This is a genomic window from Pullulanibacillus camelliae (assembly GCF_014642655.1).
GTDB classification, from domain to species: domain Bacteria; phylum Bacillota; class Bacilli; order Bacillales; family Sporolactobacillaceae; genus Pullulanibacillus; species Pullulanibacillus camelliae.
On sequence record NZ_BMIR01000008.1, the window covers coordinates 132,408 to 151,058 of the forward strand.

The window sequence follows — 18,651 nt, forward strand, 5'->3', positions numbered from 1 at the left end:
ATGAAATGGCAGTTGGTAAGATCATAAAGTCGCTTAGTGGTTTTTATTATATAGAAGATCATGATGTGATTTACCAATGTCGTGGGCGAGGGAATTTTCGAAAACGAAAACTGACTCCCCTTGTCGGAGATTGGGTTGAATATGAATCCACAAATACAACCGATGGCATGGTTTTAGCCATTCATGAGCGGCGGAATGCATTGGTTCGTCCACCGATTGCTAATGTGGATCAAGCGCTTGTCACTTTTGCAGCTAAGGAGCCTGACTTCGATACGGGATTGCTTGATCGCTTTCTTGTTCATATCGAAGCTCATGGGATTTCGCCGCTCATATGTATCACAAAGATGGATAAGGTGGAGGCAAGTCTTAATGATAAGGCCTCTATTAATGACTATGCTGGGCTCTATCGGGAGATTGGCTATACGGTATTTCTAATCAGTGGGAACGAGGAGCAGGGACTTGAAGAGATCGTCGGCTACTTAGATGGAAAAACAACTGTTCTTGCTGGACAATCGGGTGTTGGCAAATCCTCATTACTGAATCGTTTGCGCCCAGAGCTTGAAATTGAAACAGGAGAGATTTCCAAAGCGCTTAGCCGTGGCAAGCATACCACACGTCATGTAGAATTGCTAAAGGTCGGTGGCGGTTTTGTGGCGGATACACCTGGATTTAGTTCCTTGGACTTTCAAATATTAGATGGTGATGATTTATCCCGTTGCTTTCCGGAGTTTCAAGAGGTGTCTCATGAGTGCAAGTTTAGAGGCTGCTCCCATTTGAACGAACCGGATTGTGCGGTGCGAGCGCGAGTCGAATCTGGAGACATCGCGGCTCATCGCTATCAGCACTATAAACAGTTTTATCAAGAAATTTCTAATAGAAAGAAGCGATATTAAAATGGTAAGAATTGCTCCTTCCCTCCTTGCAGCCGATTTTTTAAATCTTGCATCAGAAGTCGATTCCGTTGAAAAGGCTGGTGCCGATATCTTACACATTGATGTGATGGATGGCCTTTTTGTACCCAATATCGCAATGGGAAGCAATGTTGTGTCTGCTCTCCGCGAACATACCTCCAGTGAGCTCGACGTGCACTTAATGATTGAAAATCCTGAGCGGTATGTTGCTGATTTTTGTAAAGCAGGTGCTGATATGCTATCTGTTCATGTTGAGGCAACGACACATTTGCATCGCACGATTCAATTGATCAAAAGTCATCAGGTCAAGGCTGGGGTTGTTCTTAATCCAGCAACACCTGCCAGCATGCTTAATTATGTTATTGATGACGTTGATTTTGTCTTGGTTATGACAGTCAATCCTGGTTTTGGCGGTCAATCTTTTATCTTAAAAATGTTAGATAAGATAAAAGCGGTGCGACGTTTGATTGAAGCGAGTGGCAGAGAGATCGATATAGAAGTAGATGGTGGCATTAATGCGAAAACACTGCCGCTATGCCGTGAAGCTGGAGCAACGTTATTTGTTGCTGGATCAGCGATCTTTAATGAACAAGATCGTGAACTTGCCATCAATCGACTAAAAGGCATATAATATAGGCTGGAAAGTGAATATAGCATTATAAACAACCACATGGGGAGTCTTGAACAAGGCTGAGAGGGAAGTTAAGCTTCCGACCCATCGAACCTGTTGGATCATGCCTGCGAAGGGATCGTGGTAATAACATTGCTGAGTTAATATTTTTTAGATGTTAAACAACCCGTATGTCTTTCGCGAGACATACGGGCATTTTTAATTTTTTGGGGGAGAAGAGAATGAATAAAGAAACGAGTAAAGTTTTGCTTCTTACTGAAGCCGCTTTAATGGTAGCACTTGCTGTGATTCTTAGTTTTTTAAAATTTAATGCGCCGTGGGCTTACGGAGGGTCTGTGTCACTTGAAATGCTTCCAATTGTTTTATTTGCATTGCGCCGTGGCGCGTTATGGGGCATGATCATGGGCGCGGTTTATGGGATTGTCGATTGCTTGATCGCTCCTGAAGTGGTTCACCCTATCCAATTTTTATTGGATTATCCGATCGCCTTTTTATTAGTAGGTGTTGCTGGGGTGTTCAAATTATCATCAGGAACCTCCGATAAAGGCAAGGTAATCATGATTATATTTGCATCAGCCTTAGGCAGCTTTTTAAGATTGATCAGTCACTTTTTATCAGGCGTGATTTGGTTTGGTTCATATGCACCAAAAGGAACACCGGTTGCCCTTTATTCCTTTGTGTATAATCTTGGTTACATTGTACCATCGTTTATTCTTATTGCTTTTGTGTTATCCTTATTTGTAAAATCAGCACCACAATTGCTTGAAAGGAAATAACTATGAAATTTGCTATATTAGCTGGGGGACCTGATGCGCATTTACCGGATTTAAATGACCCGCTATTTACAGATGTTCAATGGATTGGTGTCGACCGGGGGACATTAATTCTGTTACAGCATCATATATATCCAATAAAGGCATTTGGTGATTTTGACTCAGTCAGTAATGAAGAACGCCGTTATATTGCTGATCAAGAGATTGATATTGATTATTTCCAACCTGAGAAAGACTATACAGATTTAGAAATTGCCCTTAATTGGGTGCTCGAACGCCCTCATGAAGTTTGCTATATAGTGGGAGCGACGGGAGGACGCTTAGATCATACTTTGATTAATGTCCAAATGCTAATCAAAAATGCCTCTGGAAAATTCCTTCTTGTCGATGCACAAAATATCGTCACTCTTTTATACCCTGGCGCCTATACTGTTAGAAAATCAACCCGTTTTCCGTATCTATCGCTCGTTGCTTTTAGTGCGGCGATTACTGGCTTAACCATTGAGGGGGTCAAATACCCCCTTCAACGTGCCCATCTGCAGTGGGGGTCTTCGTTGTGCATTAGCAATGAAATCTTGGATGAAGAGGCTAAGATCACGATTGAAGAGGGCATTGTTTTCTGCATTCAAAGTAAAGATGCAAAAGCGTTCTGACGTAGTTGTAGGCTTGATGACTGCGTAAGGCTGGTCTTGAAGTAAAAAAATAAGACGAGACGAAGCCCCTTGAAAAATCTAATTTTTTCAGTGTGAAAAATTATGCTAATACTGTGATGAAAAAATGGATTCACGGCATAAGACTGAGAATTTCGGAAGACTTTAATAACACATGTTTCTCAGCATCTCACTTAAGATGTGTGATACTAGAATCCTGTGCAAAGGCGACAAGCCCAAGCTAGCATGTCCTGTGCATTGAACGTCAATCCCGCTGCATCGTGCAGGCAGTGAAGGTACGAGAGGTGTAGTGGAAAACAACAGTCAAGCCGGCAGCGTCTTATTAAAAGGGATTCTTTCAGTCCCTTGGATGAGGTACGTCTTTTAAGATTTTCAAAAAAAGATAGATAAATAGGGTACTAAATCTAAATTAATGAATATACTAGTAACAAGTCTTATGTTCTTTTATAGGTTATAGATACAGAAACGGGGCCACATGCAAGGAGGAGGATTATGAAGTTTTATACGATCAAATTGCCGAAATTTTTAGGAGGATTCGTCAAAGCGATCTTAGGGTCATTTAAAAAAGGTTAAACAAAAAAGCACCCAGATAGGTGCTTTTTTGTTTGAAGTCTTTTACACGCGTTCGACTTTTCCAGATTTTAAAGCTTTTGTTGAAACGTAAACACGTTTTGGTTTGCCATCAACCAAAATGCGGACTTTTTGCAGATTCGCTTTGAATTTACGCTTTGACTTATTTTCAGCGAAGGAACGATTTTGCCCGAACTTCGTTGTTTTTCCAGTAACGTAGCATTTTTTACCCATTCTCATAACCTCCTTTAAACCGTCAGCCTCTCATGACCATGCGTTATGATTCTGACAATAATACCGAGGGCCTGTAGCCTAGCCCTATCATAGACATTAATTAAAGAACAAACACGAATTTATATTACCACTGTTTTTATAGCATTTCAAGAAATTTAAAGTCAACGGCTGTTCCTTCACCCTTTATCGTCTGTTTGTGTTTGACTAGAGAACAAATGAGCTTGTGACCAGCCATTAATTTCTGTTAGTGTAATTAAGGAGTTTTTATAGTAAAATGGATATAGAGACGATTTAATAAGGGGTGTTTCCTTTGGCTATTGAATTAAGAACCGACTTTGGTCCTATTGATGTAACAACAGATGTCATTGCTACAATAGCAGGGGGCGCTGCAGTTGATTGCTACGGCATCATCGGCATGGCTTCGCAGCGTCAGTTAAAAGACGGTATTACAGAACTGCTCAAAAGAGATAATTTTAGCAAAGGCGTTATTGTCAGACAAATAGAGGATAAAATTATTATAGATATGTACATTATCGTCAGCTATGGGACTAAGATCTCTGAAATTGCTCATAACGTACAGACTAAGGTCAAATATACACTCGACCAAATGCTTGGCGTTGAGGTGGATGCTGTCAATATATTTGTCCAGGGTGTACGCCTGACGACGACCGATTAATCTAGGAGGTAACTGTGTGGGTTTTGAAGCATTGAATACTGAACAATTTAAAGCTCTTTTATTTAAAGGGGCAGAACAAATCACACGCTATTCGAACACCATTAATGCCCTTAATGTGTTTCCTGTTCCAGATGGGGATACGGGAACGAATATGTCCTTGACGATTAAGTCGGGCATTGCGCACATACGAACTGGAAAGCCTGATACAGTTGGTAAGGTAGCCACATTATTTGCGAAGGGGCTACTTATGGGCGCGCGTGGCAACTCAGGCGTTATTTTGTCCCAACTTTTTCGTGGGTTTGCTAAGACGCTGGAAGCTGAGGAGAGTCTACATGCCATGGCGTTGGCTGAAGCCCTCCAAGCGGGTGTAGATACGGCATATAAAGCTGTTATGAAGCCTGTGGAAGGAACGATTTTAACTGTTGCGAAGGATGCCGCCAAAGCCGCCGTAGCTCAAGCAAAACGCAGTCAGGATATCGAGAAGCTTTTAAAAGTGACTTTAAAAGAAGCTCAGCGCGCCTTAAACCGTACACCACAGTTACTCCCCTTATTAAAAGAAGTAGGGGTTGTCGACTCTGGCGGGCGTGGACTCGTTGCTTTATACGAAGGATTTGTTTTGGCGCTGTCTGAAGAGCACGAGAACCCTACAGACAAAACTGAATATGATAAAATTGAGCAGAGTATCGATACAGAACGCCATCAGGGGAACCATAGCTTTATGAAGACAGAAGACATTCGTTATGGATACTGTACTGAATTTATGGTCCGCTTTGATAAAAATAAGAAGCGCCATTTTAATGAATCCGCTTTCCGAGAAAGGTTGGCTCAAGACGGGGATTCACTGCTCGTTGTGGCTGATGATGAATGGTTAAAAGTGCACGTGCATACCGAACAGCCTGGGAATATGATGACGCTTGGCCAAACCTATGGAGAGCTGATTAAAATTAAGGTTGAAAATATGCGTGAGCAACATGCAGAGCTGCTAGCGACAGCAAACCATCCTTCTGAAACCACACAGTCAACATCACCTTTTGGTATTGTAACGGTTGCGCTTGGCAAAGGCGTTAAAGCATTGTTTGAAAGTGTGGGAGCTTCTGTTGTCCTTGAAGGTGGACAAACTATGAATCCAAGCACAGAGGATCTTGTCAAGGCGATTGAAGATGCTCAGGCAGAACAGATCCTCATTTTACCGAACAATAGTAATATTGTCATGGCTGCTAAGCAAGCCGCGGAGGTTTCAGAACGCCCGATTGAAGTGATTGAGACAAAATCGATCCCTCAAGGCTTAGCTGCGTTGCTGGCCTTTAATGAGGAGGCTACTCTTGCGGACAATGCCGCTAACATGGTCAAAGCCGCATGTCAGGTCAAATCCGGACAGGTTACTTATGCTGTTCGTGATACTTCTGTTAAAGGCATGACTATTAATAAAAATGACTTTATTGGTTTGAATAGCGGTGAGATTGTTGCTTCTAATACTGAACGCATGGCAGCAACATTGCACCTATTAGAAAACATGATCGGAGAAGACGATGAAATCGTTACGGTCATTTATGGTGAAAACGTCACGATTGGTGAAGCTGAAGCATTAGCTGAGCATGTGCAGGAGCAATTTGCGGATATAGAAGTGGAAATTCACGAAGGTGGTCAGCCTCTATATGATTATTTGATTGCGGTCGAATAGTGGAGGAGGGGAGAATATGAAATTTCGTAGTGTTTTTGATATTATCGGTCCGGTGATGATTGGACCTTCGAGCTCACATACCGCTGGTGCCGCACGAATTGGTCGGGTCGCCCGCCAACTCTTTGGCAAGCAGCCTGAGCATGTGGATATCCATCTTTACGGGTCCTTTGCCAAAACATACAAAGGACATGGTACCGACGTTGCTTTGGTCGGTGGACTCTTGGATTATGACACCTTTGATGAAAGGATTGTTCAGGCATTAGATGACGCTGAACAAGCGGGATTAAGCCTTGCCTTTTATGAAGAAGAAGAGGAATTAGAGCATCCCAATACGGTGCGCTTAGTCCTGCGCTCCGGGGTTGAGGAGATGAAAATCACAGGTGTGTCTATTGGTGGTGGTAAGGTCGAGATTATTGAACTGAATGATTATGACCTCAAGCTGTCCGGGAATGGACCTGCCCTCTTTATCCTACACCATGATCGCTATGGTGCTGTAGCGACTGTTGCTGGTGTGCTAGCGAAGCATGAAATCAACATTTCATATATGGAAGTGTCAAGAAAAGTAAGAGGACAAACCGCATTGATGGTGATTGAAACGGACCAATCGATAACCCCTGAGATTGCCAAGGAAATTTCCGGACTTCCTCATATGTTTAATGTCGCAACGTTAGATTAATCGGAAGGGTCATCAAGGAGGGACACGCATCATGTTTAAAACAATAAGTGAATTAATTGATATAACAAAAGCTAAAAAGCTGCCGATTTCAGAAGTGATGATTCTTAAAGAAATTGATGAAACGGGAAGAAGTAGAGAAACGATTGTACGACAAATGGAAAATAACCTTGAAGTCATGCAAGCTGCGGTAGATAGAGGCATTAATGAAGCTGTGGAATCACACTCGGGCCTTACGGGGGGCGACGCTGTCCTCATCAATAACTATCTGAGATCAGGCCAGGCTTTATCAGGAGACTTTTTGCTGAATGCAGTGAGTATGGCCGTTGCCACGAATGAGGTCAATGCGGCGATGGGGACCATTTGTGCTACACCCACCGCAGGGTCTGCGGGGGTGGTGCCTGGGGTACTCTTTGGCATGAAGGATAAGTTAAAACCAACGAAAGAACAGATGGTGCGTTTTCTATTTACAGCAGGGGCCGTTGGTTATGTGATCGCCAATAATGCTTCTATTTCAGGTGCGGCAGGTGGCTGTCAGGCCGAGGTGGGCTCAGCAACTGGGATGGCAGCAGCAGCACTCGTAGAAATGGCTGGTGGAACACCAGAACAAGCGGGAGAAGCCGTGGCGATGGCTCTGAAAAACACCTTGGGTCTGATCTGTGATCCTGTTGCTGGGTTGGTTGAGGTCCCTTGTATTAAGCGAAATGCTATGGGGGCATCCCTGGCGATTGTGTCGGCGGATATGGCTTTGGCCGGTGTGAAGAGCCGGATTCCGTGCGATGAGGTGATTTCTGCCATGCACGAAGTGGGGCAAAGAATGCCAAAGGCCTTTAAAGAGACAGCTGAGGGCGGACTAGCAGCCACTCCGACTGGAAAGCTGCTTCAAGATAAAATCTTTTTTAGCACATCTTCTCAGAAATCGAGGTTATAAATCATGTTAGAGTCTCCAGTAACGGTGATCAAGGGTATTGGATCAGAAACGGCAGCCGATTTACAAGCGTTAGGTGTTTATACTGTTGACGATTTACTCATGCATTTTCCCTACCGTTATGAAAGCTACCATATCAAAGATCTTGCCCAAGTGCAGCATGATGATAAGATAACCGTGAAAGGGAAGGTTCATAGTGAGCCTTCTCTCCGTTTTTATGGAAGGAAAAAATCGCGCTTAAGCTTTCGGATGTTTGTTGGTGAGTTATTGATCACGGCGATTGCCTTTAACCGGGCGTTTTTAAAGAAAAAAATCACAATTGGTGAAACCGTGATTGTCACTGGCAAATGGGATGCTCATCGTGCTCAGTTGTCTATTGTAGAAATACAGTTTGGCGATAAACGGCGGGGCCGACTCATTGAGCCCGTCTATCAAACCAAAGGGAGTCTCACCGTCAAATCGATTAGAAAGTATGTCCTTGAGGCTCTCAATGTGTTGAAGCAGGGGGCTATCGAGGACCCGCTTCCTGTCGAACTTCGGCAAAGCTATAAGCTCCCGGATAGATTAGAAGCGATTCAAACCCTGCATTTTCCTGACCAGCGTGACAAGTTGAAGCATGCCAGAAGGCGGATGGTATATGAAGAACTTTTTTATTTTCAATTAAAAATGCAGCTCTTTAAGTACATGAATCGTCAGCAAGGGACAGGACTCGCCATTCCAATACAATCTGATAGTGTACAAGAGTTTATAAAGCAACTGCCCTTTAAATTAACTGAAGCCCAAAAGAGGGTTACCAAAGAAATTTTACATGACCTTTCGTCACCCTTTCGGATGAATCGCTTGCTTCAGGGAGATGTGGGGTCCGGAAAAACGGTGATTGCCGCCATTGCTTTATTTGCTGTTATGACATGTGGCTTCCAAGGTGCTTTGATGGTCCCTACTGAAATTCTGGCAGAGCAGCATGCTGAAAACCTCTACGAACTTCTCCAGCCTTTTGGATGCTCGGTAGCTCTTCTAACCAGTCGCGTAAAAGGGAAGCGCCGGCAAGCATTGCTGGAAGAATTGCAGGCGGGAGACATTGATGTCCTTGTTGGGACGCATGCCTTGATTCAAGAAGAGGTAGTGTTTAAAAAGCTTGGTTTAGTCATTGCCGATGAACAGCATCGCTTTGGTGTGAACCAAAGACGGGCGTTGCGCAGCAAAGGGATGGAACCCGATGTACTCCATATGACGGCTACACCGATACCTAGAACACTTGCGATTTCGGCTTTTGGTGACATGGACATATCGACCATTGATGAACTGCCATCTGGGCGCAAAAAGATTCAGACGCGGTGGGTGAAGCATGACCAGCTTTCTGACGTGCTGTCTTTTGTTTCTAGAGAGATTCAAAATGGCAGGCAGGCGTATGTCATTTGTCCTTTAATTGAAGAATCAGAGCAATTAGATGTGCAAAATGCGATTGATGTGCATGCTCAGCTGACACAAGCCTTCCCAACACTTACCATTGGTTTAATGCATGGACGGTTGACATCGGAAGAAAAGGATCAGGTTATGGAAGCATTTAAAAATAATACATCGCAAATTCTTGTGTCGACAACGGTTGTTGAGGTCGGGGTCAATGTCCCAAATGCTACCGTCATGATCATCTATGATGCTGAGCGGTTTGGGCTTGCTCAGCTTCATCAGCTTAGAGGCCGAGTCGGACGCGGAAGTCACCAATCGTATTGTATTTTAATTTCTGATGCGCATTCTGAAGTGAGTAAGGAGCGGATGCGCATTATGACTGAAACGACCGATGGCTTTGAGCTTTCTGAATTTGATTTAAAATTAAGGGGACCTGGCGATTTTTTTGGAAAGAAGCAAAGCGGGTTGCCTGACTTTAAAATCGCAGATATTGTACATGACTTTAAGGCCTTGGATGTTGCGAGAAAAGACGTTGAGCGCATTCTTGATTCTGGCGCTTTTTGGGACGATCCAGACTATGCTTTGATCAGAAAAAAACTTGAAGATCAAGGCGTATTTGCTGGAGAGCGCTTGGATTAAATCGACGTTGTCAAGTGAGACCAAGGGACAACCGGCGCTTGAAATTTAGCGCACTTATTACTATACTACTTTTAGTACCTAGTCATAACGTGTAAAGGTATTTTAAGACAAAATGGCGGTGTCGAAAATGAAAAGGACAAAAAAAGAACGCCAAAATCAACTGTTAGAAACCATTGAAGAAACACCTTTTGTGACAGATGAGGAGCTGGCGGAAAAGTTTAATGTGAGCATTCAAACCATTCGTTTGGACCGACTGGAATTATCCATACCTGAACTTCGCGAACGCATTCGGCTGGTGGCAAAAAAACAATTTAATAAAGTAAAAGCACTTGATCCTGAAGAGGTCATTGGCGAGGTTGTGGAACTTAATCTTGATGACGAAGCCATTTCCATCTTGGATATTGGTGCAGAGCATGTCTTTGCAAGAACAGGGATTGCCAGAGGCCATCATTTATTTGCACAGGCCAATTCATTAGCTGTTGCAGTGATTAATGATGAGATGGCGCTGACAGCAAAGGCTGAAATCACCTTTAAAAATCAGGTGCATCAAGGCGATCGTGTGATGGCGAAGGCGAAGGTAACACGAGCTGAACGCGAGTTTACTATAGTTGAGGTTAATAGTTATGTTAAGCGACAGCAAGTGTTTCGCGGGGTCTTTATGATGTATCGCTCACGCCCTCAAAAAAAATCAAAAATAAGTAACCCTTAAGTTAGTGACTTTAAAAGCCTGAACTCCAATAAAAGGGGGAAATACAACTAGTGAAATTAGCAATGGATGCAATGGGTGGCGATCATGCGCCGCACTCGATTGTTCAAGGTGCACTCGATGCTGTAAAGCAAGATAAGGATCTTACCATACTTTTAGTGGGAGATGAAAAGCGGATTGCCCCGTTAACAGAGGGTCACCCGCAACTTGAAATCTTACATACGGATGAGAAAATTGAGGCGACCGATCAACCGACAAAAGCGGTGAGAAAGAAAAAAAGGGCTTCCATGGTCTTAGCGATTAATGAAGTGAAGGAAGGGCGCGCTGAAGCAGTTATCTCCGCAGGCAATACAGGGGCATTGATGACGGCTGGGTTGCTTGGTGTGGGACGAATTAAGGGCATTAATCGACCTGCGTTGGCGCCAACCTTACCGACAATTGAAAACAAGGGCTTTTTGTTATTGGATGCTGGCTCGAATATGGATGCTAAAGCAGAGCATCTTTTGCAGTATGCGATCATGGGCTCTGTCTATGTTGAAAAAGTGATTGGCTATCAGCACCCTAGAGTAGGTCTTCTTAATGTCGGAGAAGAAGCTGGGAAAGGCAATGAATTGAGCAAACAAGCCTTTGAGTTATTAAGTCAGGCGCCGATTAATTTTATCGGCAATGTTGAATCGCGTGACTTGTTACAAGGTGTTGCTGATGTTGTTGTCGCCGACGGTTTTTCTGGTAATCTCATTCTTAAGAATATTGAAGGTGTAGGCATCTCCATGATGTCCTTACTTAAAAGGGAACTGACTGCTTCATGGTCTTCAAAGCTCATCAGCTTGCTATTGTATCCGAAATTAAAAGGACTTAGAGCAATGTTGGATTATGCCACCTATGGAGGCGCATGTTTATTTGGACTTGCGGCGCCTATCATTAAGGCACACGGTTCTTCCAATGAAAGGGCGATTCTATCTGCTATTCAACAAGCCAAGCGCTTTGTAGAAGGTGACGTTGTTGGCACCATAGAGGAGACGGTCTTAAAAATGAGAGAAGAGCTAGCCCAACAGGAGCCGATCGATTAAGAGTCGTGGATGATAAGGAGGATATAAGAAATGGGAAAAGTGGCATTTATTTTTCCGGGACAAGGTTCACAATTTGTCGGTATGGGAAAAGATTTAATCGAACAGAATGATAAGGCACGCACCTATTTTGAAAAAGCGGACGAAAAATTAGGTATGGGTTTAACGGAGATCATTTTAAATGGTCCTGAGGACGTGCTGACACGAACAGAAAATACGCAGCCAGCACTTTTGACAGTTAGCGCGGCGCTGCAAGCCTTATTGCAAGATGAGGGCATCGTGCCTGATTTTGTGGCTGGGCATAGTTTGGGCGAGTACAGTGCACTGGTAGCAGCAGGCTCAATGACCTTTGATGATGCGGTTTATGCCGTGCGTCACCGTGGATTATTGATGGATGAAGCTGTACCGGCTGGACAAGGGGCAATGGCTGCTGTATTAGGTTTAAAAGCCGATAGTCTCGCAGCGGTTTGTAAGGCAGTATCTGATGCGGGAGATACTGTGCAGTTAGCCAATTTAAATAGCTCCAGTCAAATTGTTATTTCTGGAACTGCAACAGGTGTTGAAAAGGCATCAGAACGCGCTAAAGATGCTGGGGCAAAGCGTGTCATCCCATTGAATGTTAGCGGCCCGTTTCATTCAGAATTAATGCGCCCAGCGGCTGCGAAATTCCAATCCGTTTTAGAAGCTGCGGAGATTCAAGCTGCAAAAATTCCAGTGGTGGCGAATGTGACGGCTGATACAGTGACCGATTCGCAGGTCATTCAAGAGCTTCTAATCCAGCAGCTTTATTCCCCTGTGCGTTGGGCGGAAAGCGTTCAGAAGCTTATTGATCTAGGCGTGGATACCTTTGTTGAAGTGGGTCCTGGAAAAGTATTATCAGGTCTTGTCAAAAAGGTTGATCGCAAGGCGACAATACATGCTGTGGGTGACTTAGAAACACTCCAGCAAGCGGTGGAAAGTTTAAAAAGAGGTGAAGGATAATGGAGGGTAAGGTAGCGTTAGTAACAGGAGCATCCCGAGGAATTGGTCGAGCGATTGCTATTGCTCTTGGGCAAAACGGTGTGAAAGTAGCTGTGAATTATTCGGGAAGTGAGGCGCGAGCTCAAGAAGTTGTTGATCTTATTAAGGCGGCTGGTTCTGATGCCTTCGCTGTTCAATGTGACGTTTCAAATGCTCAAGCTGTGCAGGATATGGTCAAACAGGTGACAACGACCTTTGGTTCAATAGATATTTTAATAAATAATGCGGGCATTACAAAAGATAATCTTATCATGAGAATGAAAGAGGAAGATTGGGATGCTGTTATTAATACAAATTTAAAAGGTGTATTTAATACAACCAAAGCTGTGACGCGTCCCATGATGAAGCAAAAGCGTGGAAAAATCATTAATATTGCCTCTGTTGTTGGCCTTATCGGAAATGCTGGCCAAGCGAACTATGTGGCAGCGAAATCTGGTGTCATAGGGCTGACAAAGTCTTCTGCGCGTGAGCTTGCTTCACGACAAATTACAGTGAATGCAGTGGCTCCAGGCTTCATCGCTACTGAAATGACTGATCGCTTGCCAGAGGATATTAAAGCAACGATGCTCTCTCAGATCCCGCTGGCTCGCTTTGGTGATCCGGAAGAGGTCGCAAAAGTGGTGTTGTTTTTAGCGGGCGATGCAAGTGATTATATGACTGGGCAAATACTCTGTGTTGACGGCGGCATGGTGATGGGATAATATTTATATGGCGTGTCCACGATTGTTCTTAATAGAATAATCCTTTCAAAGGTTATTGACCAGATGAAAGTAGACAGTTAAAATAAAGTTTGTCTTTACCTACCGATTCAAAATGAATTACAATGAGAGTGAAGACCTGAGGGGAGGTGACACCATTGGCTGAAGATATTTTAGGTCGCGTCAAAAAGATCGTAGCTGATCGCCTCGACGTTGATGAAGCTGATGTGAAACCAGAGGCTTCTTTTAAAGAAGATTTGGAAGCAGATTCGCTCGATGTAGTTGAGCTCGTTATGGAATTAGAAGATGAGTTTGATCTTGAAATTTCCGATGAAGATGCAGAGAAAATTCTTACAGTGGGCGATGTTGTGGAATACATAGAAAACCATAAATAAGCTCAGTATGAAGAAGTCCCGAACTTAATCATTCGGGACTTTCAATTTATACGATCGGAAGGTAGCCTAGCCTATTGCATCGTCGTGAAAAGAATAAGTACGCTGCCTTGAAGTTTTATAAAGAATGACAATCTATAGGGGTTTAAAAACCCGCCTTAATTTTATAGCTCGGGAAGGAGGACCAGTTTTGTCAAAAGCTAAACGGTCACAGATATATGAAAAGACATTAACTGAAAGGCTACACCAATTCTTACATAAATATCATTTGTCATTTAATAATGAAACTTTGCTTAAACAAGCATTCACACATTCATCATATGTGAATGAGCATCGCAAATATGCTCGGGAAGATAATGAGCGGTTAGAATTTCTTGGTGACGCAGTGCTGGAGTTATTAGTTTCCAACTATTTGTTCAGAAAGTATCCAGCCATGAAGGAAGGCGATCTAACAAAATTACGAGCGGCAATTGTTTGTGAGGCTTCACTCGTTTCATTCGCAAATGAGATGGATTTTGCGGATATGATTTTTTTAGGACGTGGAGAGGAAGCGACAGGAGGGCGCCACAGACCAGCTTTATTGGAGGATGTATTTGAATCGTTTATCGGTGCTCTTTATTTGGACCAGGGCTTAGCTACAGTCAATCGATTTTTAGAACAAATCGTTTATCCAAAAATTGATGAGGGTGCTTTTTCCCATGTGATGGATTTTAAAAGCCAGTTGCAAGAGGTTGTGCAAAGATGGAATAAAGGAACCCTGAGCTATGAAGTGGTTTCTGAGCAAGGGCCTGCTCACCATCGTGAGTTTGTTTCCACTGTCATGTTAGATGGAAAGCAAATCGGCAGTGGAAAGGGGCGGACAAAAAAAGAATCTGAGCAAAAGGCGGCTCAGGAAGGTCTAGCAGGCTTAAAGTATTCCCTGTCATCTGAATGATGCAAGAAGTATCACAGCCTATTTATCGGATAATGAATGGCTATATGAAGTGCGAAAACACCCCGATGCGAAAAGGCTCGGGGTTGTTTCCTCAATTAATCGTTACGCAACGCTCGCAGTTCTTCTAATATCGCCTCCATGTCGCGAATGCTAAAAGAAGGCATTTTATTTACCATTTTATAAATATCATGAAGTTCATCATAGCGTTCGGTTGAAAAAGAACTTGCTTTTAAAATGTCGCGATTGACCAATTGCAGCTTGTTTTTAATACTTTCAATCATAAAGTCGATATTTTCATCGCTTTTTAAAGTTAAATCCACTCATGCTCCTCCTTCATCGACTGCTAGGGAATATCTTTTATTCTAACCCGATCCCCATCAGAAACTCAAGACCTCTGTGAAAACTCATCTTTCCTTCTCTTATTTATTATTATAAAATAGAAGGGCTAGAATAACGGGAGGCTGTATTATGTTCCTCAAACAGTTAGAAATATTAGGCTTTAAATCATTTGCACAAAAAGTAACCATTGATTTTGTCTCAGGAGTTACGGCCGTTGTGGGACCGAATGGGAGCGGAAAGAGCAATATCACCGATGCGATTAAGTGGGTGCTTGGTGAACAATCAGCCAAGTCGTTGCGCGGAACGAAAATGGAAGATATCATTTTCGCTGGAAGTGATTCAAAGCGCTCGCTTAACATGGCGGAGGTCACGCTCGTCCTCGATAATACGGATCACTATATGAATGTAGATTACACGGAGATCAGTGTAACAAGACGGGTGTTTCGTTCAGGAGAAAGTGAGTTTCTTCTTAATGGACAGAGATGTCGCTTGAAGGATATTGTTGACTTATTTATGGACTCAGGCCTAGGCAGAGAGGCCTATTCGATCATCAGTCAAGGTAAAATCGATGAGATTCTCAATAGTAAGGCTGAGGATAAGCGGAGAATTTTTGAAGAAGCTGCTGGTGTTCTAAAGTATAAAACCCGCAAGCAAAGTGCTGAAAAGAAGCTGGACGAGTCTCAAGAAAATCTCAATCGTGTGGAAGACATTCTTTATGAATTAGAAGGGCAAGTTGAACCATTGGAGGAACAAGCCTCCATCGCCAAGGATTATCTTGAGAAAAAAGAGCAGTTGGAAGCCATTGAAGTCGCTGTTCTTGCTCATGATATACAGGTCACGCATGATAAATGGGAGAAGCATACAGAGACGGTTCAAACGCTTAAAGAGAAAGAGATTGAGCAAGCAAGCGTAATCAGTAGCACGGAAGCAAAGCATGAGAAGATGCGTGGACACATTCAAGCTCTGGATCAATCCATTGAAGAGCTACAGGCGTCACTTTTGTTGTCCAGTGAGCTCCTTGAGAAATATGAAGGCAATAAAAAAGTGCTGGAAGAGCGACAAAAGCATGCGAAGGAAAATGCTGAACAATTAGAAGAGCGTCTGGAGATGCTGAAAGAGCGGCGTTCCTCTGAAGAGGCACTCTTAGAGGACGAACAAGCTGCCCGCGATCAGCAAAAGCAGCAGTTGGAAGTGTTGCAAGATGAGCTGAAGGAAAAAACACATCGTTTGAATCATTTTGAACAAGATATTGAAGCGCATCTTGAACAGCTTAAATCGGATTATTTTGAGCTTTTGAACCAGCAGGCTTCTTTTCGCAATGAATCACGTTATTTAACCGATCAAAAGGAACAGCTGCAATCAAAAGGTGAGCGCATTGCCCATGATTATGAGCAGGTAAAAGAAACAACACTAACCATCGAGGAAAAACGGGCAGAGGCTGAAGAACGCCTGCAGCGTGTGAATGAACAGGTGGCAGAAAACAAAGCCGCCTTTGAGCAGCTCACCCGTGAGCTGCAAAGCAGGCAGCAGACTTTAGAAAAGTTGAGAGAAACACTGCAGCAAATGGAAAACGTCATCCATCGCGCAGAATCAAGACGCGATATGCTGAAGGAAATGGAAGATGACTTTGCAGGGTTTTACGGTGGTGTGAAAACAGTTCTCAAGGCAAGAAAGTCGACACTCAAAGGGATTCATGGTGCCGTTGCTGAGCTAGTCAGAGTGAACAAAGCTTATGAAGTTGCTGTAGAGACTGCTTTAGGCGCAGCGATGCAACATATTGTTGTCAGTGGAGAAACCGATGCACAGCAGGCCATTCACTATCTCAAACAACGGAAAGCAGGACGCGCGACCTTTCTACCGCTTTCAGTCATCAAGGCGCGAACGGTTTCTGAAGCAGATTTGCGCATGCTCAGAGAGCATGAGGCCTTCGTTGGTGTAGGTGCAAGCTTGGTCAGCTATGATAATCAATATCATGCAATTGTCGGTCATCTTCTGGGGCACATTTTAGTGGCGAAGGATATTAGTGGAGCAACAGCATTAGCCAAAAGGGTTCATTATCGCTATCGCATCGTTACGCTTGATGGAGATGTCATCAGTCCGGGAGGGGCCATGTCTGGGGGAAGTCGTAAGCAGACGACGACGAATCTTCTTGGACGACAAAGAGAAATTGAGCAATTGGATAAGCAGCTCGTAGAGATGAAGCAGAAGAAAGCCGATCACCTCACCAAATTACATGATGTTCAGGCGGCCATAAAAACAGGACGTGAGCAGCGCGAACATCAGCAAAAGGTATTGGCTCAGTTAGAAGGTGAACAGCGTGAGGCGGATGCTGCACTCAAAGAATTAATTTATGACTTGCGCACGTCTTGTGAACGTTTGGCGCTTTTAGAGCGGGATCGCGAGGGGCAAGCGCATGAAAGTGAAGAAATGCTCGAACGTCTCAATTTTTTAACTAAAGAGCTTGATGCCCTTGCTCATAAACAAACAGAAATGAATGCTGAAATCGAAACAATTACGCATCAGAAAAAGAATCAAGATGAAACCAAAGCGCTATTGCAGACTGAAATTACAGATCTAAAAGTAGCAGTGGCGCGACAACAAGAGAGCTATAATAGTCAAGAAGAAAAGGTAGAACGACGTCAGTCTGAGCTCTCCGCTATCATCAAGGAGCTTGATACGATTACGGAGGCACTGCATGATTTGGACAATAATCTAAGCAATCAGCAGATGAGCTATGAAGAAATGGATCGTCAAATCGCCTCCTGTCGAGAAGATAAAGAAGCCTTAACAACTTGGATTAGTGAGCGCAGGAAAGAAAGGTTTTCTCTTCACGACGGCCTCCAATCAGGAGAATTGGAGCTTAAAGAAATCAAGCGCTTATATCGTGGGACGGAAGACATGCTTAGAAGAGAAGAAATTGCCTTAGAACGCTTAGACGTTGAATTGGATAATCTTCTAAACCATTTGCGTGAAGACTATGAGTTAAGCTATGAAGCCGCTAAGGAGAAGTATCCCTTGGAGCTTGATGTCGAGGAAGCAAAGAAACAAGTCCGTCTGTTAAAGCGATCGATCGAAGAATTAGGTACGGTCAATCTTGGAGCGATTGAAGAATATGAACGCGTATCGACACGTTTAAAATTTTTAACAGAGCAGCGTGAAGATTTGCTGCAAGCAAAAGAGACACTTCTAGGTGTGATTGATGAAATGGATGAAGAAGTGCGCAAGCGATTTAAGGAAACCTTTGATAGTGTTCGAGAACATTTCAGAGAGGTCTTTAAAGCGTTATTTGGGGGCGGAAAAGCAGATCTTGTGTTAACCGATCCAGAGGATCTGCTTTATACAGGTGTCGATATCCTGGCGCAACCACCGGGTAAAAAGCTGCAAAATTTATCGCTGTTATCTGGCGGAGAACGGGCGCTTACGGCGATTGCGTTATTATTTGCCATTCTTAAAGTCCGTCCTGTTCCGTTTTGTGTTCTTGATGAGGTTGAGGCGGCTTTAGATGACGCCAATGTTGACCGTTATGCAAAATTCTTAAAGGATTTTAGCTTGGAAACTCAATTTATTGTGGTGACTCACCGTAAAGGGACGATGGAAAAAGCAGATGTTCTTTATGGGGTAACCATGCAGGAATCTGGAGTATCGAAGCTCGTTTCCGTTAGACTAGAAGAGACACAGGAGCTTGTGGGTTAAATGGCTCT

The 18,651-nt window shown here is 43.5% G+C and carries 19 protein-coding genes and 1 riboswitch; of the genes, 17 read left to right on the plus strand and 2 right to left on the minus strand.

The genetic code is table 11. The features are described 5' to 3' along the window. The first annotated feature begins 5 nt into the window (after positions 1-5). The 5 genes from rsgA (at position 6) to spoVM (ending at position 3,559) form a co-directional block, all read left to right on the plus strand. Positions 6-893 carry a ribosome small subunit-dependent GTPase A gene (gene rsgA, locus IEW82_RS10050; RefSeq protein ID WP_188693183.1) on the plus strand — a complete coding sequence of 296 codons (888 nt, stop codon included), beginning with the start codon at positions 6-8 and terminating at the stop codon, positions 891-893. A 1-nt stretch (position 894) separates the two neighbouring features. Further along, positions 895-1,542 carry a ribulose-phosphate 3-epimerase gene (rpe, locus tag IEW82_RS10055; RefSeq protein ID WP_188693186.1) on the plus strand — a complete coding sequence of 216 codons (648 nt, stop codon included), beginning with the start codon at positions 895-897 and terminating at the stop codon, positions 1,540-1,542. Positions 1,543-1,572: 30 nt separating this feature from the next. Further along, a riboswitch (TPP riboswitch) is annotated at positions 1,573-1,678 on the plus strand. Positions 1,679-1,763: 85 nt separating this feature from the next. After that, a complete protein-coding gene (gene thiT / locus IEW82_RS10060; protein WP_188693191.1) occupies positions 1,764-2,318 on the plus strand; it encodes an energy-coupled thiamine transporter ThiT in 555 nt (184 codons plus the stop codon). A 2-nt stretch (positions 2,319-2,320) separates the two neighbouring features. Beyond that, complete coding sequence (locus tag IEW82_RS10065) at positions 2,321-2,968, plus strand: thiamine diphosphokinase (protein ID WP_188693194.1); 648 nt, start codon at positions 2,321-2,323, stop codon at positions 2,966-2,968. A 510-nt stretch (positions 2,969-3,478) separates the two neighbouring features. Next, positions 3,479-3,559 carry a stage V sporulation protein SpoVM gene (gene spoVM / locus IEW82_RS10070; protein ID WP_188693362.1) on the plus strand — a complete coding sequence of 27 codons (81 nt, stop codon included), beginning with the start codon at positions 3,479-3,481 and terminating at the stop codon, positions 3,557-3,559. Between the two features lie 42 nt (positions 3,560-3,601). Here spoVM and rpmB read toward each other — a convergent pair whose 3' ends face one another. Further along, a complete protein-coding gene (gene rpmB, locus IEW82_RS10075; protein ID WP_188495383.1) occupies positions 3,602-3,790 on the minus strand; it encodes a 50S ribosomal protein L28 in 189 nt (62 codons plus the stop codon). Between the two features lie 310 nt (positions 3,791-4,100). On the opposite strand from rpmB, the gene IEW82_RS10080 reads away from it, so the two are divergent. From IEW82_RS10080 to rnc, 11 genes are all read left to right on the plus strand, one after another. Continuing rightward, positions 4,101-4,466 carry an Asp23/Gls24 family envelope stress response protein gene (locus tag IEW82_RS10080; RefSeq protein WP_188693198.1) on the plus strand — a complete coding sequence of 122 codons (366 nt, stop codon included), beginning with the start codon at positions 4,101-4,103 and terminating at the stop codon, positions 4,464-4,466. Between the two features lie 16 nt (positions 4,467-4,482). Beyond that, positions 4,483-6,147 carry a DAK2 domain-containing protein gene (gene fakA / locus IEW82_RS10085; RefSeq protein WP_188693200.1) on the plus strand — a complete coding sequence of 555 codons (1,665 nt, stop codon included), beginning with the start codon at positions 4,483-4,485 and terminating at the stop codon, positions 6,145-6,147. A gap of 16 nt (positions 6,148-6,163) precedes the next feature. After that, a complete protein-coding gene (gene sdaAB / locus IEW82_RS10090) occupies positions 6,164-6,823 on the plus strand; it encodes an L-serine ammonia-lyase, iron-sulfur-dependent subunit beta (RefSeq protein ID WP_188693203.1) in 660 nt (219 codons plus the stop codon). A 31-nt stretch (positions 6,824-6,854) separates the two neighbouring features. Continuing rightward, positions 6,855-7,751, plus strand: a complete 897-nt coding sequence (gene sdaAA / locus IEW82_RS10095) for an L-serine ammonia-lyase, iron-sulfur-dependent, subunit alpha (RefSeq protein ID WP_188693206.1) — start codon at positions 6,855-6,857, stop codon at positions 7,749-7,751. Positions 7,752-7,754: 3 nt separating this feature from the next. Then, positions 7,755-9,794 (plus strand): ATP-dependent DNA helicase RecG, encoded by a 2,040-nt coding sequence (gene recG / locus IEW82_RS10100; protein WP_188693209.1) that lies wholly within the window; start codon positions 7,755-7,757, stop codon positions 9,792-9,794. Between the two features lie 127 nt (positions 9,795-9,921). Next, positions 9,922-10,503 (plus strand): transcription factor FapR, encoded by a 582-nt coding sequence (fapR, locus tag IEW82_RS10105; RefSeq protein ID WP_188693212.1) that lies wholly within the window; start codon positions 9,922-9,924, stop codon positions 10,501-10,503. A gap of 50 nt (positions 10,504-10,553) precedes the next feature. Next, positions 10,554-11,570: a phosphate acyltransferase PlsX gene (gene plsX, locus IEW82_RS10110; RefSeq protein ID WP_188693215.1), complete on the plus strand. Its 1,017-nt coding sequence runs from the start codon at positions 10,554-10,556 to the stop codon at positions 11,568-11,570. Between the two features lie 30 nt (positions 11,571-11,600). Beyond that, positions 11,601-12,548, plus strand: coding sequence for an ACP S-malonyltransferase (gene fabD, locus IEW82_RS10115; protein ID WP_188693219.1), 948 nt, complete (start codon positions 11,601-11,603; stop codon positions 12,546-12,548). After that, complete coding sequence (fabG, locus tag IEW82_RS10120) at positions 12,545-13,288, plus strand: 3-oxoacyl-[acyl-carrier-protein] reductase (protein ID WP_188693365.1); 744 nt, start codon at positions 12,545-12,547, stop codon at positions 13,286-13,288. Before fabD ends, fabG begins: the two co-directional genes overlap by 4 nt. 155 nt (positions 13,289-13,443) lie before the next feature. Continuing rightward, positions 13,444-13,680, plus strand: a complete 237-nt coding sequence (gene acpP, locus IEW82_RS10125; RefSeq protein ID WP_188693223.1) for an acyl carrier protein — start codon at positions 13,444-13,446, stop codon at positions 13,678-13,680. 187 nt (positions 13,681-13,867) lie between these two features. Continuing rightward, the gene (gene rnc / locus IEW82_RS10130; RefSeq protein ID WP_373285713.1) at positions 13,868-14,611 is read left to right on the plus strand and encodes a ribonuclease III; all 744 of its coding nucleotides are present in this window, start codon (positions 13,868-13,870) and stop codon (positions 14,609-14,611) included. A gap of 95 nt (positions 14,612-14,706) precedes the next feature. On the opposite strand, the gene IEW82_RS10135 is transcribed toward rnc, so the two are convergent. After that, entirely contained in the window at positions 14,707-14,931 is a 225-nt protein-coding gene (locus IEW82_RS10135; RefSeq protein WP_188693228.1) for a DUF1128 domain-containing protein, read from the minus strand. A gap of 148 nt (positions 14,932-15,079) precedes the next feature. Between IEW82_RS10135 and smc the strand changes: the two genes are divergently transcribed. Next, positions 15,080-18,643 (plus strand): chromosome segregation protein SMC, encoded by a 3,564-nt coding sequence (gene smc, locus IEW82_RS10140; RefSeq protein WP_188693231.1) that lies wholly within the window; start codon positions 15,080-15,082, stop codon positions 18,641-18,643. The last annotated feature ends 8 nt before the right edge of the window (positions 18,644-18,651 follow it).